The organism is Pseudomonas sp. Tav-5-1A (genome assembly GCF_055755055.1).
Map to the genome: position 1 here is coordinate 821,334 of NZ_CM146901.1, position 16,030 is coordinate 837,363.

14 protein-coding genes are annotated in these 16,030 nt (G+C 62.9%); 8 read left to right on the plus strand and 6 right to left on the minus strand.

Annotation, left to right across the window (positions count from 1 at the left end; genetic code table 11):
- Window positions 1–158: 158 nt before the first annotated feature.
- The gene (locus AC0J42_RS03785) at window positions 159–764 is read right to left on the minus strand and encodes a helix-turn-helix domain-containing protein (protein WP_416422320.1); all 606 of its coding nucleotides are present in this window, start codon (window positions 762–764) and stop codon (window positions 159–161) included.
- A 258-nt stretch (window positions 765–1,022) separates the two neighbouring features.
- Between AC0J42_RS03785 and glnT the strand changes: the two genes are divergently transcribed.
- The 5 genes from glnT (at window position 1,023) to AC0J42_RS03810 (ending at window position 6,826) form a co-directional block, all read left to right on the plus strand.
- Window positions 1,023–2,357, plus strand: coding sequence for a type III glutamate--ammonia ligase (glnT, locus tag AC0J42_RS03790; protein WP_416422321.1), 1,335 nt, complete (start codon window positions 1,023–1,025; stop codon window positions 2,355–2,357).
- Between the two features lie 59 nt (window positions 2,358–2,416).
- A complete protein-coding gene (locus AC0J42_RS03795) occupies window positions 2,417–3,322 on the plus strand; it encodes a class II glutamine amidotransferase (protein ID WP_473005290.1) in 906 nt (301 codons plus the stop codon).
- Between the two features lie 11 nt (window positions 3,323–3,333).
- Window positions 3,334–4,017 (plus strand): GltB/FmdC/FwdC-like GXGXG domain-containing protein, encoded by a 684-nt coding sequence (locus tag AC0J42_RS03800; RefSeq protein ID WP_416422323.1) that lies wholly within the window; start codon window positions 3,334–3,336, stop codon window positions 4,015–4,017.
- 11 nt (window positions 4,018–4,028) lie between these two features.
- A complete protein-coding gene (locus tag AC0J42_RS03805; protein ID WP_416422324.1) occupies window positions 4,029–5,351 on the plus strand; it encodes an FMN-binding glutamate synthase family protein in 1,323 nt (440 codons plus the stop codon).
- Window positions 5,352–5,503: 152 nt separating this feature from the next.
- Window positions 5,504–6,826 carry an ammonium transporter gene (locus tag AC0J42_RS03810; RefSeq protein WP_473005291.1) on the plus strand — a complete coding sequence of 441 codons (1,323 nt, stop codon included), beginning with the start codon at window positions 5,504–5,506 and terminating at the stop codon, window positions 6,824–6,826.
- An 85-nt stretch (window positions 6,827–6,911) separates the two neighbouring features.
- Here AC0J42_RS03810 and AC0J42_RS03815 read toward each other — a convergent pair whose 3' ends face one another.
- Window positions 6,912–7,730 (minus strand): NAD-dependent epimerase/dehydratase family protein, encoded by an 819-nt coding sequence (locus AC0J42_RS03815; RefSeq protein WP_416422326.1) that lies wholly within the window; start codon window positions 7,728–7,730, stop codon window positions 6,912–6,914.
- 238 nt (window positions 7,731–7,968) lie between these two features.
- Here AC0J42_RS03815 and AC0J42_RS03820 point away from each other — a divergent pair, with 238 nt between their 5' ends.
- Window positions 7,969–9,276, plus strand: a complete 1,308-nt coding sequence (locus AC0J42_RS03820; RefSeq protein WP_416422327.1) for an MFS transporter — start codon at window positions 7,969–7,971, stop codon at window positions 9,274–9,276.
- Window positions 9,277–9,423: 147 nt separating this feature from the next.
- Complete coding sequence (locus AC0J42_RS03825) at window positions 9,424–10,569, plus strand: integrase core domain-containing protein (RefSeq protein ID WP_473003419.1); 1,146 nt, start codon at window positions 9,424–9,426, stop codon at window positions 10,567–10,569.
- 105 nt (window positions 10,570–10,674) lie between these two features.
- Here the strand turns inward: AC0J42_RS03825 and AC0J42_RS03830 are convergent, their stop codons facing one another.
- On the minus strand, window positions 10,675–11,712 hold the full coding sequence (locus AC0J42_RS03830) for an LLM class flavin-dependent oxidoreductase (RefSeq protein WP_473005292.1): 1,038 nt from the start codon (window positions 11,710–11,712) through the stop codon (window positions 10,675–10,677).
- A 119-nt stretch (window positions 11,713–11,831) separates the two neighbouring features.
- Window positions 11,832–12,317 (minus strand): flavin reductase family protein, encoded by a 486-nt coding sequence (locus tag AC0J42_RS03835; RefSeq protein WP_473005293.1) that lies wholly within the window; start codon window positions 12,315–12,317, stop codon window positions 11,832–11,834.
- 186 nt (window positions 12,318–12,503) lie between these two features.
- Between AC0J42_RS03835 and AC0J42_RS03840 the strand changes: the two genes are divergently transcribed.
- Window positions 12,504–13,904 carry a purine-cytosine permease family protein gene (locus AC0J42_RS03840; RefSeq protein WP_473005294.1) on the plus strand — a complete coding sequence of 467 codons (1,401 nt, stop codon included), beginning with the start codon at window positions 12,504–12,506 and terminating at the stop codon, window positions 13,902–13,904.
- Between the two features lie 154 nt (window positions 13,905–14,058).
- Here the strand turns inward: AC0J42_RS03840 and AC0J42_RS03845 are convergent, their stop codons facing one another.
- Both AC0J42_RS03845 and AC0J42_RS03850 read right to left on the minus strand, forming a co-directional pair.
- A complete protein-coding gene (locus tag AC0J42_RS03845; protein ID WP_416422331.1) occupies window positions 14,059–15,210 on the minus strand; it encodes an ABC transporter ATP-binding protein in 1,152 nt (383 codons plus the stop codon).
- The gene (locus AC0J42_RS03850) at window positions 15,207–16,028 is read right to left on the minus strand and encodes an ABC transporter permease (protein WP_416422332.1); all 822 of its coding nucleotides are present in this window, start codon (window positions 16,026–16,028) and stop codon (window positions 15,207–15,209) included. The genes AC0J42_RS03845 and AC0J42_RS03850 overlap by 4 nt, the downstream gene beginning before the upstream one ends.
- Window positions 16,029–16,030 lie beyond the last annotated feature (2 nt).

Consider the following 16,030-nt stretch of genomic DNA (forward strand, 5'->3'; position numbering starts at 1 on the left):
CTAGAGGGGTGGTGAAAGTTTTTTAACTGGTAGGAATTTTATTGAGGGGTTGAGGCACGAAATCAATCCCTGTGGGAGCTGGCTTGCCAGCGAGCTTTTCAGGCCCCCAAAGCTCGCTGGCAAGCCAGCTCCCACAGGTTTTGATCAAGGCCCCCGGCTTACTGGTTCTCGCTGCCGTAATTCATGATCGACAGCAACTTGATCGGCACCTGCACCAGCTGCTCCGGCCCATGGGGGATCTCGCCGTCGAAGGTCAGGCTGTCGCCAGCCTCCATGCGGTACAGCTGGTTGCCATGGCGGTAGATCAGCTCGCCTTCCAGCAGGTGCAGGAACTCGGTGCCCGGGTGCGAGAAGGTCGGGAACTCCTCGCTGGCGTCGTCCATGCTGACCATGTACGCCTCGAAGCTCTTCTTCGGCCCGCGGGTGTGGTTCAGCAGGTGGTAGGTGTGGCCCTTCTCGGTGCCGCGGCGCACCACCTCCAGGCCTTCGTCGGCCTTCACCAGCAGGGCGCTGCTGCCTTGCTGGTCGTACTGGCTGAACAGCTTGGACATGGGCATGCCCAGCACGTCGCACAGGCGGCTGAGGGTGTCGAGGCTGGTGGACACCTGGGCGTTCTCGATCTTGCTCAGCATGCCCTGGCTGATACCGGCGATGCGGGCCACGTCGGCCAGCTTGAGTTCCTGCGCCTGGCGCTGGCGCTTGATCTGCATCCCCAGGTACTGCTCCAGCTTCAAACGTGGTTGGGGGTCGATAGGCATGTTCATAAAGGCCTGCACGGTTTCTGTACATTAATATTAGTTTCGCACCATGAATGTGCAAATCCGGGGAGCTCCGCCGTCCGGCGTTTGCTGGTATTCCCCCTGGGAAAACTATATTCCCATATAGACAGAGTACAAAGCTCGTTTTCGCGAACAGGCACCGGCATCGGCAAATCTGGCAAGCGGCTTGCATTCCCATTGGGAAAGTAAGTTTCTTTAGCGGAATAAACGATCAGCCAGCCAGTCGCGAGGAGTGAAGTGCACATGTTGCCAGAAGAAACCCAGCGCATTATCGAGCAGCACGGGATCAAGTACGTGCTGGCCCAGTTCGTCGATATCCACGGTGCGGCCAAGACCAAGTCGGTGCCGGTGTGTGGCCTCAAGACCGTGGCCGAGGAAGGCGCGGGTTTCGCCGGCTTCGCCATCTGCGGCATGGGCATGGAGCCCCACGGCCCGGATTTCATGGCCCGCGGCGACCTGGCCACCCTGACCCCGGTGCCCTGGCAGCCGGGCTACGGCCGCGTGGTGTGCATCGGCCATGTGGACGGCAAGCCCCACCCGTACGACAGCCGCTACGTGCTGCAGCAACAGGTGCAGCGCCTGGCCGACAAGGGCTGGACCCTGAACACCGGCCTGGAGCCCGAATTCAACCTGATGCGCCGCGATGGCAGCGGCAAGCTGCAACTGGTGGACGCCAGCGACAACCTCGACAAGCCCTGCTACGACTACAAGGGCCTGTCGCGCTCGCGCGAATTCCTCGAACGCCTGACCGAGGCGCTGCAGAAGGTCGACTTCGAGATCTACCAGATCGACCACGAGGACGCCAACGGCCAGTTCGAGATCAACTACACCTACAGCGACGCCATGACCTCGGCGGACCGCTTCACCTTCTTCCGCATGGCCGCCGGCGAGATCGCCAACGACCTGGGCATGATCTGCTCGTTCATGCCCAAGCCCGACCCCAAGCGCGCCGGCAATGGCATGCACTTCCACCTGTCCATCGCCAGCGCCGACAACAAGAACCTCTTCCATGACGCCAGTGACCCCAGCGGCATGGGCCTGTCGAAGCTGGCCTACCACTTCGCCGCGGGCCTGTTGGCCCACGGCCCGGCGCTGTGTGCGTTCGCGGCGCCCACGGTCAATTCCTACAAGCGCCTGGTGGTGGGCAATTCGCTGTCCGGCGCCACCTGGGCCCCGGCCTTCATTGCCTTCGGCGCCAACAACCGCTCGGCCATGGTCCGCGTGCCCTACGGCCGCCTGGAGTTCCGCCTGCCCGATGCCGGCTGCAACCCGTACCTGGTCAGCGCCGCGATCATCGCCGCCGGCCTCGACGGCATCGACCGCCAGCTGATGCCCGACCAGGTCTGCAACGAAAACCTCTACAAGCTGAGCCTGGAAGAAATCGCCGCGCGCGGCATCAAGACCTTGCCGCAGTCGCTCAAGGAAGCCTGCGACGCACTGGAAGCCGACCCGCTGTTCAGCGAAGTGCTGGGCCAGGAAATCGTCGGCGAGTTCATCAAGCTCAAGCGCATGGAGTGGGTGGAATACAGCCGCCACGTCTCCGACTGGGAGATCCAGCGCTACACCGAATTCTTCTGATTCTTACCCTTCAATGAAGCGCTGGCGGCGCCTGTGCCGCCCAGCGAAGGAGACCTGTTATGTGTGGAATCGTGGGGCTGTACCTGAAGAACCCGCAGCTCGAAGCCCAGTTGGGCAAGCTGTTCGAACCAATGCTGGAGGCCATGACCGACCGCGGCCCCGACAGCGCCGGCTTTGCCATCTACGGCGATGAAGTGGCCGATGGCTGGGTCAAGCTGACCCTGCAAAGCACCACCGAAAGCTTCGATTTTCACGCACTGATGAGCGCCCTTGAAGGCCAGCTGGGTTGCTCGCTGGACTGGTTCCAGAACGCTACCGCTGCGGTGCTCAAGGTCAACACCGACGAGGCCAGCGCCCGCGCCGCCCTGGCCGAGCTGGCGCCTGAACTGCGCATCATGAGCGCCGGGCAGAGCATCGAGATCCTCAAGGGCATGGGCCTGCCACGGGAAATTTCCCAGCGCTTCGGCCTGGCCGGCATGAAAGGCAGCCACATCATCGGCCACACCCGCATGGCTACCGAAAGCGCGGTGACCATGGAAGGCAGCCACCCGTTCTCCACCGGCGCCGACCTGTGCCTGGTGCACAACGGCTCGCTGTCCAACCACTTCCGTCTGCGCCAAGAGCTCAAGCGCGAAGGCATCACGTTCGAGACCGACAACGACACCGAAGTGGCCGCCGGTTACCTGACCTGGCGCCTGCAGCAGGGCGACTCGCTGAAGGAGGCGCTGGATAACTCGCTAGAAAACCTCGACGGCTTCTTCACCTTCGCCATCGGCACCCGCAACGGTTTCGCGGTGATCCGCGATCCGATCGCCTGCAAGCCGGCCATCCTCGCCGAGACCGATGACTACGTGGCCATGGCCTCGGAGTATCAGGCGCTGTCGAGCCTGCCGGGCATTGAAAACGCGAAAATCTGGGAGCCGGCACCGGCCACCCTTTACGTCTGGGAACGCGAGTCGGCCTAAGGAGCACGCACATGAAAACCATCGACCTTTCCACTGCCAGCGTGCGCGACCTCAACCAGGCGCTGCACGACCAGGTCAACAACGTTGAAGACCGCGAATGGGTGGTGACCCATTCCAACGGCAAGCACAACCTCGCCGTCGGCGTGAACGAGGCGCTGTCCATCGATATCCAGGGCCACGCCGGCTACTACTGCGCGGGCATGAACCAGAAGGCCTCGATCACCGTGCACGGCAACGTCGGCGTCGGCTGCGCCGAGAACATGATGAGCGGCTACGTGCGGGTCAAGGGCAGCGCCTCGCAGGCAGCCGGGGCCACGGCCCATGGCGGCCTGCTGGTGATCGAGGGCGATGCCGGCGCCCGTTGCGGCATTTCCATGAAGGGCGTCGACATTGTCGTCGGCGGCAGCATCGGCCACATGAGCTGCTTCATGGGCCAGGCCGGGCGCCTGGTGGTGTGTGGCGATGCCGGCGATGCGCTGGGCGACTCGCTGTATGAAACCCACATCTACGTGAAGGGCAAGGTCGAGTCCCTGGGCTCGGACTGCATCGAAAAAGAGATGCGCGCCGAGCACCTGGAAGAGCTGCAGGAGCTGCTTAACCGCGCCGGTTTCGCCCACCAGGCCAGCGACTTCAAGCGCTATGGCTCGGCCCGTCAGCTGTACAACTTCAAAGTCGATAACGCGTCCGCGTACTGAGGAGCATTGATATGAGCGAGAAGAACCCTCCGGTGCTGCGCGAGTCCGCCACCTTCGACCGCCTGACCATCCAGGAAATCCAGCGTGCCGCCGAGACCGGCATCTACGACATTCGCGGCGGCGGCACCAAGCGCAAGGTGCCGCATTTCGACGACCTGTTGCTGCTGGGCGCCAGCGTGTCGCGCTACCCGCTGGAAGGCTACCGGGAGAAATGCGGCACCGACGTGATACTGGGCAACCGCTTCGCCAAGAAGCCCATTCACTTGAAAATCCCGGTGACCATCGCCGGCATGAGCTTCGGCGCGCTGTCGGCCAACGCCAAGGAAGCCCTGGGCCGCGGCGCGACCATTGCCGGCACCAGCACCACCACCGGTGACGGCGGCATGACCCCCGAAGAGCGCGGCCAGTCCCAGCACCTGGTGTACCAGTACCTGCCGTCGCGCTACGGCATGAACCCGGACGACCTGCGCAAGGCCGACGCCATCGAGATCGTGCTCGGGCAGGGGGCGAAGCCCGGCGGCGGTGGCATGTTGTTGGGCATGAAGGTCACCGAGCGGGTGGCGGGGATGCGCACGCTGCCCATTGGCGTCGACCAGCGTTCGGCCTGCCGCCACCCTGACTGGACCGGGCCGGATGACCTGGCGATCAAGATTGCCGAGATCCGCGAGATCACCGACTGGGAAAAGCCCATCTACGTGAAGATCGGCGCCAGCCGGCCGTACTACGACGTGAAGCTGGCGGTGAAGGCCGGCGCCGACGTGATCGTGCTGGACGGCATGCAGGGCGGCACCGCCGCGACTCAGGAGGTGTTTATCGAGCACGTCGGCATTCCGATTCTGCCGGCCATTCCACAGGCGGTACAGGCTTTGCAGGAGATGGGCATGCACCGCAAGGTGCAGCTGATTGTGTCGGGCGGCATCCGCAACGGCGCCGACGTGGCCAAAGCCATGGCCCTGGGCGCCGATGCGGTGGCCATCGGCACCGCCGCGCTGATCGCGCTGGGTGATAACCACCCGCGCCTGGACGAGGAACTGAAGAAGCTCGGCTCGGCGGCCGGTTTCTACGATGACTGGCAGAACGGCCGCGACCCGGCGGGCATCACCACCCAGGACCCGGAACTGTCCAAGCGCCTGGACCCGGTGGAAGGCGGGCGCCGCCTGGCCAACTACCTGCGCGTGCTGGTGCTGGAAGCGCAGACCATGGCCCGCGCCTGCGGCAAGTCGCACCTGCACAACCTCGACCCCGAGGACCTGGTGGCGCTGACCGTGGAAGCCGCGGCCATGGCGCGGGTGCCGTTGGCGGGGACCAGTTGGGTGCCCGGCAGCGGGTATTGAGTTGAGCCCGGACGCGGCCTGCGGCCGCTGCTACCCCCGTAGCAGCGGCCGCAGGCCGCGTCAGTGCCCCAAGAAGAGGCCAACAACGCCCGAAGTTTTCCCCACTTGGCTTGCTGCCAGACAACCTTCCATTCCTCGCAGGAGCTTCGAAAATGGTCAACCGTCTACCCGGCATTTCCCTCCTTGCATTAACCCTCTTCTCCACCCTGGCCAACGCCGCCGACACTCCGCCGCCAACCCTGAACCTGGGCAGCAGCGCCTGGATGATCACCGCCGCCGTCCTGGTGCTGTTCATGTGCCTGCCGGGCCTGGCGTTGTTCTACGGCGGCCTGGTGCGGGCAAAAAACATGCTCTCGCTGTTCACCCAGTGCTTCGGCATCGCCGGCGTGGTCGGCGTGTTGTGGGTGATCTACGGCTACAGCATGGTGGTCGACACCACCAACATGGTCGACGGCCAGGTGACCTTCAACAGCTTCGTCGGCGGCCTGAGCCGGGTATTCCTGGCCGGCATGAGCGCTGACAGCATCGTCGGCGACATTCCCGAAGGCGTGTTCGTGACCTTCCAGATGACCTTCGCCATCATCACGCCGGCGCTGATCGCCGGCGCCTTCGCCGAGCGCATGAAGTTCTCGGCGGCGCTGATCTTCATGGCCGTGTGGTTCACCCTGGTCTACGCGCCCATCGCCCACATGGTGTGGGGCGGGGCAGGGGCCTTGATGCACAACTGGGGCACCCTGGACTACGCCGGCGGCACCGCCGTGCACATCAACGCCGGCGTCGCGGCGCTGGCGGCGTGCATCCTGCTGGGCAAGCGCAAGGGCTACCCGCACACGCCGATGCCGGCGCACAACCTGAGCTTCACCATGGTCGGCGCGGCCATGCTGTGGGTGGGCTGGTTCGGCTTCAACATCGGTTCGGGCGGTGGCCTCAGCGGCATCTCCGGCATCGTCATGATCAACACCCAACTGGGCGCCTGCACTGGCATCATCGGCTGGATGTTCACCGAATGGTTCAAGGCCGGCCGCCCCAGCGCCCTGGGCCTGGCCAGTGGTGCGTTGGCGGGCCTGGTGGGCATCACGCCGGCGTGCGCCTACGTGGGCACTGGCGGTGCGTTGGCCATCGGCCTGCTGTGCGGGGTGATCTGCTACCTGGGCGCCACCAGCCTGAAACGTCGCTTCGGCTACGACGACAGCCTCGACGTGTTTGGCCTGCACGGTATCGGCGGTATCGTCGGCGCGCTGCTCACCGGCGTGTTCTGCGTGCCGTCGTTGGGCGGCTACGTGCCCAACGTCACCATCGCCGGGCAGCTGTGGGCGCAGTTCAAGGGCGTGAGCTTCACCTTCGTGTATTGCTTCGCGGTGAGCTGGATCATCTTGAAGGTGATCAAGGCGGTGATTGGCTTGCGCGCGGATGAGGCTACCGAGGAGTTGGGGCTGGACTTGGGTGAGCATAATGAGAGTGCTTACAACCACTGATCCTGCCATGCGGTGGTGACTAGGACGCGGCCTTCGGCCGCTGCTACGGCGGGTAGCAGCGGCCGAAGGCCGCGTCAGGGGGCCGTCAATTGTCGCCGAATGGACCGGCTGCCACGAACGCGCCGCCCTGGTAAACCATGGTCGGGTCATCGGCCGGCGGCATCGGCTGCGCTTCCACCTTGGCGCGGAACGGCTCGCTGCTGTCCTTGGGCTGGTAGCCCAAGTGTGCTGCGTAGCGGTTATCCCACCAGTTGGGGGTGTTGTCGGAGGCGCCGTACACCACGGTGTGGCCGATGTCGGCGGTGTACAAGCCGCGGGCGATCAGCTGGGTCAAGTCGTCGAAGCTCAGCCAGGTGCTGAGCATGCGGCGGTTCTGCGGTTCGGCGAACGAGGAGCCGATGCGGATGGTCAGGGTCTGGATGCCGTAGCGGTCGAAATAGAAGCTGGCCATGTCTTCGCCATAGCATTTGCTCAGGCCGTAGTAGCTGTCAGGGCGGCGGGCGCTATGGGCGTCCAGCACCTCGGTCTGCTTGTGGAAGCCGATGACGTGGTTGGAGCTGGCGAAGATCACCCGCTTCACCCCATGGCGGCGCGCTGCTTCATAAATATGAAACACCCCGCAGATATTGGCGCCCAGGATCTCTTCGAACGGGCGCTCTACCGACACGCCACCAAAATGCACGATGGCATCCACGCCTTCCACCAGGTGGTGCACCGCCTGTTTGTCGGAAAGGTCGCACAGCTGGAATTCTTCCGTCTTGTCATCCACGGCGCCGATGCTGGCGATGTCGGACAGGCGCAGGGTGCGGCAGAAAGGCTTCAGGCGTTGGCGCAGTTCCTTGCCCAGGCCGCCAGCGGCACCGGTCAGCAGCAGGCGGTTGAGGGGTTTGCTTGGGGTGGTCATGGGCGGCTCTGGCCTCTTGTAAATTATTGTTGGGTAGATGTCATCGTACAACTTGCGGCGAATTATTGGGAGCGCAGCCTGTCGCTGTCAATCGACGAAGCGCGGAATCGGCATTGACACCTATTCGCCAGTATCGCTATAAGGTGGTTATACGACAACGTATGACTAAATGTGTCGATAGCGCGACTCCCTCCTGTGGATAACGCTCACCTAACAAAAATACAATCAAGGTGATGTGATGAAGATTAAAGGCATCCGTTGGTGGATGGTGGCCCTGGTCATGGGCGGCCTGATCGTCAACTACCTGGCCCGTAACACCCTGTCGGTCGCAGCGCCCACGATGATGAGCGAACTGACCATCTCCACCGAGCAGTATTCCCACATCGTCGTCGCCTGGCAGATCTGCTACGCGCTGATGCAACCCATTGCCGGTTACATCCTCGATGCCATCGGCACCAAGATGGGCTTCGCGGTGTTCGCCCTCGCCTGGTCGCTGGCCTGCGCTGGCGCCGCCCTGGCAACCGGCTGGCAGAGCCTGGCGTTCCTGCGCGGCCTGCTGGGGCTGACCGAAGCCGCCGGCCTGCCGGCCGGCGTCAAGGCCACCACCGAATGGTTCCCGGCCAAGGAGCGCTCGGTAGCCATTGGCTGGTTCAACATCGGCTCCTCGGTGGGCGCGCTGCTGGCACCGCCGCTGGTGGTCTGGGCCATCCTGCACAGCGGCTGGCAGCTGGCGTTCCTGATCGTCGGCGCCGCCGGCATCGTCTGGAGCGTGGGCTGGCTGTTTCTCTACAAGCACCCGCGTGACCAGAAACGCCTCAGCGACGAAGAACGCGAGTACATCCTCAGCGGCCAGGAAGCGCACTTCAAGGAAGAACCCAAGCAGCGCGGCAGCTGGAAGAAGATCGTCGCCAGCCGCAACTTCTACGCCATCGCCTCGGCGCGCATCCTTTCCGAGCCGGCCTGGCAGACCTTCAACGCCTGGATCCCGCTGTACCTGATGACCGAACGGCACATGAACATCAAGGAAATCGCCATGTTCGCTTGGCTGCCGTTCCTCGCCGCCGACCTGGGCTGCGTGCTGGGCGGCTACCTGAGCCCGATCTTCCACCGCTACTGCAAGGTCTCGCTGTTCACCTCGCGGAAAATGGTCATGCTGTTCGGCTGCTCGTGCATGATCGGCCCGGCCTGCATCGGCCTGGTCGACAGCCCCTACATGGCCATCGCCCTGCTGTGCGTAGGCGGTTTCGCCCACCAGACCCTGTCGGGTGCGCTGTACGCCATCACCTCCGACTCCTTCGGCAAGAACGAAGTGGCCACCGCTACCGGTGCCGGCGGCATGTTCGGCTTCCTTGGTGCTGCGGCGTTCACCGCTGTGTTTGGTGTGCTGGTGACCCAAGTGGGCTACAGCCCGTTGTTCGTGGTGCTGGCGATTTTCGACATCATCGCGGCGATCATCGTGTGGACGGTGGCGCGGGAGGTGGTGCGGATCAAGCCGGAGGCGGATGCGCCGGGCGTGGTGCAGGGTGGGGCGGTGGTGGGGTCTTGATTTCCTGAACCCCTGACGACGCGTTCGATGGGGCAACAACAACCTTGTGGGAGCTGGCTTGCCAGGGTGTGAACCGGATACATCCTTTACGTTTTAAACCGGAGACATCGTTTACAGGTTATTAACCATGGTCAGGAGGTCCTGACCATGCCCTGGAATCGAGAATCCGTGATGGATCAAAAAATCACTCTGGTTGCCGAATGGCATTCCGGCCTTTACTCAAAAACCCAGCTTGCCGCTCGCCATGGCTTGTCACGGCCGACATTGGACAAGTGGCTTGCTCGTTACGCCGAGCAGGGTGTCGACGGCCTCAAGGAGGCTTCTCGGCGCCCCTCTTCCTGTCCCGCGCAGACCAGCGACCACCTCCTTCAACTTCTTCTTGAACAGAAGCGCCAGCATCCAACGTGGGGCCCTAAAAAGCTGGTTGCCCTGCTTCAGCGTGAGCATCCTGAAATGACGGTGCCGGCGCCTAGTACAGCTGGGGAGTGGCTGAGGAAATTTGGCTTGGTGAAGGCCAGGCGGCAGTTCAACAGGCCTTCCACAGGCCCCAAGACCATGCGGCCAGCAGACGAGCCGAATCAGACCTGGGCAGCGGACTTCAAGGGCAGCTTCAAGCTCAAAGGCGGGCAGCGCTGCCATCCCCTGACGATCACTGACCATGCCAGCCGCTTTTTGCTGTTATGCAAGGCCCAGCCTGACGTCAGCAATGCACGTGAAGGCTTTGAGTGGGCGTTTCACGAATTCGGCTTGCCTGATGTTATTCGCACCGACAATGGGTCGCCGTTTGCCTCGACAGGCTTTTCTCGCCTTTCGTCGCTGTCAGTCTGGTGGATTCGTCTTGGTATTTTTCCAGAGCTCATACAGCTTGGAAGGCCTGATCAAAATGGGCGCCATGAGCGTATGCACCGTACCCTGAAAGATGACCTTTTGTGCGCTCCTGAAACCACATTGATCCAGCAGCAACTGGCCTTTGAGCGTTTCCGGGAAGAGTTCAACTACGTCAGGCCGCACGAAGCACTGGACATGATGACTCCTGCCCGAATCTACACACCCTCGGTTAGGCAATACCATGGCAAGGTTCCTGCGTTCGACTACTCGTCGGAGGATGTCGTCAGACGGGTGCGATTGAACGGGCACATAAAATGGAAGGGGAAATCGCTATTCCTGAGCGAAGCCTTGATCGGGGAAGCGGTCGGGATGCGGGAAGTTGATGATGAGGTGTGGGATCTGTATCTGTGCAATCATCGTTTAGGCAGGCTTGAGCGCGGTGCAAAGCGCTTCTCAAGCCTGTAAAGATGTAAACGATGTCTCCGGTTTATTTTGTAAAGGATGTCCCGCTCGCACCCAGCGAGCTTTTAGGGCCTCAACAGCTCGCTGGCAAGCCAGCTCCCACATGGACTAGCGGAACGCCGGCACCACGTGCTCGATGAACAGCTTCAGCGACTTCTTCTTCTCTTCATGGGGCAAGCTGTTGTCACACCAGAAGCTGAACTCATCCACCCCCAGCTCCTGGTAATACTTGATCCGCGCAACGATCTCTTCCGGCGTGCCGATCATGGTGTTTTTGCGGATGTTCTCCAGCTGGAACTCCGGGCGTTCGGCGAATTTTTCTTCCGGGCTTGGGTCGAGGAAGCCGTTCACCGGGGTGGTCTTGTTGCCGAACCAGGCGTCGAAGGTGCGGTAGAAGCGCGAGATGGCCTTGGCGCCGACCTGCCAGCCGTCCGGGTCGTCCTTGGCGTGCACGTGGGTGTGGCGCAGCACCATCAGTTGCGGGCGCGGGATGCTCGGGTTGTTGGCCAGCGCGGCTTCGAACTTGTTCTTCAGGTCCACCACTTCCTCGTCGCCTTTCATCAGCGGCGTGACCATGACGTTGCAGCCATTGGCCACGGCAAAGTTGTGCGAGTCAGGGTCGCGGGCGGCGATCCAGATCGGCGGGGTACGCACTGGTTTCGGCACGCTGGTGGAGGTGGGGAATTTCCAGATCTCGCCGTCGTGGGCGTAGTCGCCTTCCCACAGCTTGCGCACTACCGGCACCATTTCCCGTAGGGCGTTGCCGCCGCTGCTGGCGGGCATGCCGCCGGCCATGCGGTCGAATTCCACCTGGTAGGCGCCGCGGGCCAGGCCCACTTCCATGCGGCCGTTGCTGATGACGTCCAGCAGGGCGCATTCACCGGCTACCCGCAGCGGGTGCCAGAACGGCGCGATGATGGTGCCGGCGCCCAGGTGAATGGTGGTGGTCTTGCCGGCCAGGTACGCCAGCAGCGGCATCGGGCTAGGCGAAATGGTGTATTCCATGGCGTGGTGTTCGCCGATCCAGACGGTGCTGAAGCCGCCTTTTTCGGCCATCAGGGTGAGCTCGGTCAGGTCTTCGAACAGCTGCCGGTGGCTGACTTGCTCATCCCAGCGTTCCATATGCACGAACAGGGAAAACTTCATGACGCGTACCTCGGATCTTTTGTTTTTGGCCCGCCGAAAGCGGGCCTGATGCTGTGGGAGCGCCAAGGCGCTGCGGTCGTATTATTGGTATACCATAATACCAATAATCTGCAATGTCTTTATGCGAAGGCGGGCAGCGCGCCCATCTTGCCGCGGCAGTACACCAGCGGGGTTGGGCCCTGTTCAGGGACCACCAGGTTCTTCACCGCGCCGACCATGATGGCGTGGTCGCCGCCTTCGTATTCGCGCCACAGTTCGCACTCGATGATGGCCACGGCGCCCTTGAGCAGCGGGTTGCCCAACTCGCTCAGGGTCCACTCGATACCGGCCGCCTTGTCCTTGCCCTTGCGCGCGAACGCGTAGGCCTCGGCCTGTTGCTGGCCCGACAGCAGGTGAATGGCGAAGCGCTTGTTCTTGATCAGCACGGGGTAGGAGTCGGAGCTGTAGTTGGGGCAGAACAGCACCAGCGCCGGGTCCATGGACAGCGAGCTGAAGGCACTGGCGGTGAGGCCCACGACCTGGCCGTCGTCGTCCAGGGTGGTGATCACGGTCACGCCCGAAGGGAAGGAGCCCATGACGTTTTTGTAGACGGTGGCGTCGATCATTTGGTGTTCCTCGGTAGGCAGCGGCTGAATTGGTTTTATGCCGCTTTGTTGTCTGATGGTATGCCAAGTTTTCGCTTGTGGAAAGCTTGGAATACCATAATATGGTCTTCGTTCTGGAGGCCGTCGATGAACGGCCCCCGAATTGCATTTCCATACAAAGACAAGAACAGAGAATCGAGTGCATCCATGTCCCAGAAGACCGAACAGACGCAACTGATCGAAAACCATACGGTGGATTACGTGCCGTTAGCTGAGCGCCATGGGAAGGCGCGCGATCTCTTTACCTTGTGGTTCAGCACCAACATCGCCCCCCTGCCGATCGTGACCGGGGCCATGGTGGTGCAAGTGTTCCACCTCAACTTGCTGTGGGGGCTGATCGCGATCGTCCTTGGCCACATGATCGGCGGGGTGGTGATTGCCCTGGCCTCGGCCCAGGGCCCGCGCATGGGCATACCGCAGATGGTGCAAAGCCGCGGGCAGTTCGGGCGCTACGGCGCGCTGCTGATCGTGTTCTTCGCGGCGATTATCTACGTGGGCTTCTTCATCTCCAATATCGTGTTGGCAGGTGAATCGATTCACGGCATCGTCAATGCCGTGCCGCTGCCCGCCGGCATCATCATCGGCGCCCTCAGCGCTACCGCCATCGGTGTGATCGGCTACCGCTTTATCCACACCCTCAACCGCATCGGCACCTGGGTGATGGGCGGCGCGCTGCTGGCCGGCTTCGTGATGATCTTCAGCCACGACCTGCCGCTGGACTTCTTCAGCCGTGGCGCCTTCAACCTGTCGGGCTTCCTGGCCACGGTGTCGCTGGGCATCATCTGGCAGATCAGCTTCTCGCCCTACGTGTCGGACTATTCGCGCTACCTGCCGGCGGATATCGGCATTGCCCGGCCGTTCCTGGCCACCTACGCCGGTGCCTGCCTGGGCACCATTCTGTCGTTCAGCTTTGGCGCGGTGGCGGTGCTGGCAACCCCCGAAGGCACCGAGGCGATGGCGGCGGTGAAGCAGGCCACCGGTGGCCTGGGGCCGATATTGATGGTGCTGTTCCTGCTGAACATCATCAGCCACAACGCCCTGAACCTGTACGGCGCCACGCTTTCCATCGTCACCTCGATCCAGACCTTTGCCGGCAACTGGACGCCGAGCATCAAGGTGCGGGTGGTGTTGTCGGCCGTGGTGCTGGCGGGCTGTTGCTTCATGGCGCTGGGCGCTTCGTCGCACTTCATCTCGCACTTCATCGGGTTGATCCTGGCGCTGTTGCTGGTGCTAGTGCCGTGGGCGTCGATCAACCTGATCGACTTTTACCTGATCAAGCGCGGCAGCTATGACATTGCCTCGATTTTTGCCGCCGATGGTGGCGTGTATGGGCGGTTTAACCCCCATGCGATCGTGGCGTATTTCATTGGCATCCTGGTGCAGTTGCCGTTCGCCAATACCTCGCTGTATGTGGGGCCGTGGGCGAGCGTGATCGATGGGGTGGACCTGTCGTGGCTGGTGGGGTTGCTGGTGACTTGCCCGCTGTACTGGTGCCTGGCCACCCGCGGCCATCAAGCCCAAGCCGCAAAGCTGGCGTATAGCGAATGACCCATGGGCGTTGCTCCCTCTGACGCCATCGCGGCCAAGGCCGGCTCCTACATAGTCCGAGGTAGGAGCCGGCCTTGGCCGCGATGCAGGCAACGCGATTCCGGCATGAAAAAAGGCGCCTGTTGAGGCGCCTTTTTTGTGGGTGGGATCAGGCTCAGTGCGCGCCGGCCGCCTTGTTCAGGTCGCCTTCGGCCCACTCGGTGTACACGCACGCATCGGCCGTGGCCCAGCGCACTCGCACCGGGTCACCGGCCTTCAGCGGCATGCCCGCGGCGCTCAGCGCCTTCACGGTCATGGCGGTGCCGCCGGCGGTGATCACGCTGCAGGTCTGGCTTTCGCCCAGGAACAACACCTCGGTGACTTTCGCCGCCACCTCGTTCCAGCCCGCCTGCAACGGCTCGCTGGCCGCCTGGGCCACGCTCAGGGCCAGGGCTTTCTCCGGGCGCACCATCAGCAGCACGTCCTGGTCGGTGCGCAGGTTGGCCGTGAGGCGAATCGACAGCGGTTGGTTCTCGAAGGTCGCTGCAGCGTTGCCCTGGGCCTTGAGCTTGAGGAAGTTGGAATTGCCGAGGAACGACGCCACGAAGGCGTTCGGTGGGTTCTGGTAGAGGTCGTAGCCGGTGCCCAGGCCGACGATCTTGCCGTGGCTGAAGATGGCGATGCGCTGGGACAGGCGCATGGCCTCTTCCTGGTCGTGGGTGACGTAGACGATGGTGATGCCCAGCCGGCGGTGCAGCTGGCGCAGTTCGTCCTGCAGGTCTTCACGCAGCTTCTTGTCCAGCGCGCCCAGCGGCTCGTCCATCAGCAGAATGCGCGGCTCGTACACCAGCGCGCGGGCGATGGCCACCCGTTGCTGCTGGCCGCCGGACATCTGCGACGGGCGCCGGTGAGCGAAGGCTTCCAGCTGCACCAGCTTGAGCATGGCGTCGACGCGCTTCTTCACCTCGTCCGCCGAGTGCTTGCGGATGCTCAGCGGGAAGCCGATGTTGTCGCGTACAGAGAGGTGCGGGAACAGCGAATAACGTTGGAACACCATGCCGATGTCGCGCTTGTGTGGCGGCACGTTGACCAGCGACTGGCCGCTGACCAGGATCTCGCCGCTGCTGGGCGTCTCGAAGCCGGCCAGCATCGACAGGGTGGTGCTCTTGCCCGAGCCGCTGGAGCCCAGGAAGGTGAGGAATTCGCCGTCCTGGATGTCCAGGGAAATGTTATCCACAGCGGCGAAGTCGCCATAGTGCTTGTTCAGGTTGCGCAGGCTGACCAGGGTTTTGCCTGGCTGGGCGGTTTCGTTGATCACGGCACTCATTTGACTACTCCCAGACGCATTTCATTGCGCCGACGCAGGGCGGCGGCGATGACCATCACCATGACTGACAGGGCGATCAGCAGCGTCGAGGCGACGGCGATCACCGGGGTCAGGTCCTGGCGCAGGGTGGTCCACATTTTTACCGGCAGGGTTTGCAGGGTAGGGCTGGCCATCATCACGCTCAGCACCACTTCATCCCACGACACCAGGAAGGCGAACAGGCCGCCGGCCACCATGCCCGGGCGGATGCCGGGGAAGGTCACCTTGAAGATCGCCTGCAAGCGCGAAGCGCCGCAGATCACCGCGGCGTCTTCGATGGACTGGTCGAACAGCTTCAGCGAATTGATGATGGAGATGATGGTGAACGGCAACGCCACGATCACGTGGCTGACCACGAAGGCGAACAGCGTGCCGGTGTAGCCCAGCTTGAGGAACAGCGCGTACACCGCCACGGCGATGATCACCAGCGGCACGATCATCGGCAGGGTGAACAGCCCGTAGAGCATTTCCCGGCCGGGGAACTTGCCGCGCACCAGCGCGAAGGCGGTGGGCAGGCCCAGGGCCACGGCGAAGAAGGTGGTGAGTACCGCCACCTTCAGGCTCGACACGGCGGCGTCCATCCAGTCGGCGTTGGAGAAGAACTGCACGTACCACTTCAGCGTCCACCCCGGTGGTGGGAACACCAGCCACTGGGACGAGCCGAACGACAGCAGCACGATGAACACGATGGGCAGCAACAGGAACAGCGCGATGATGCCCGTGGTGGTGTACAGGCCGACACGCAGGCGCGTGCTCATGGCATTGGGGGTCAGCAGCATGT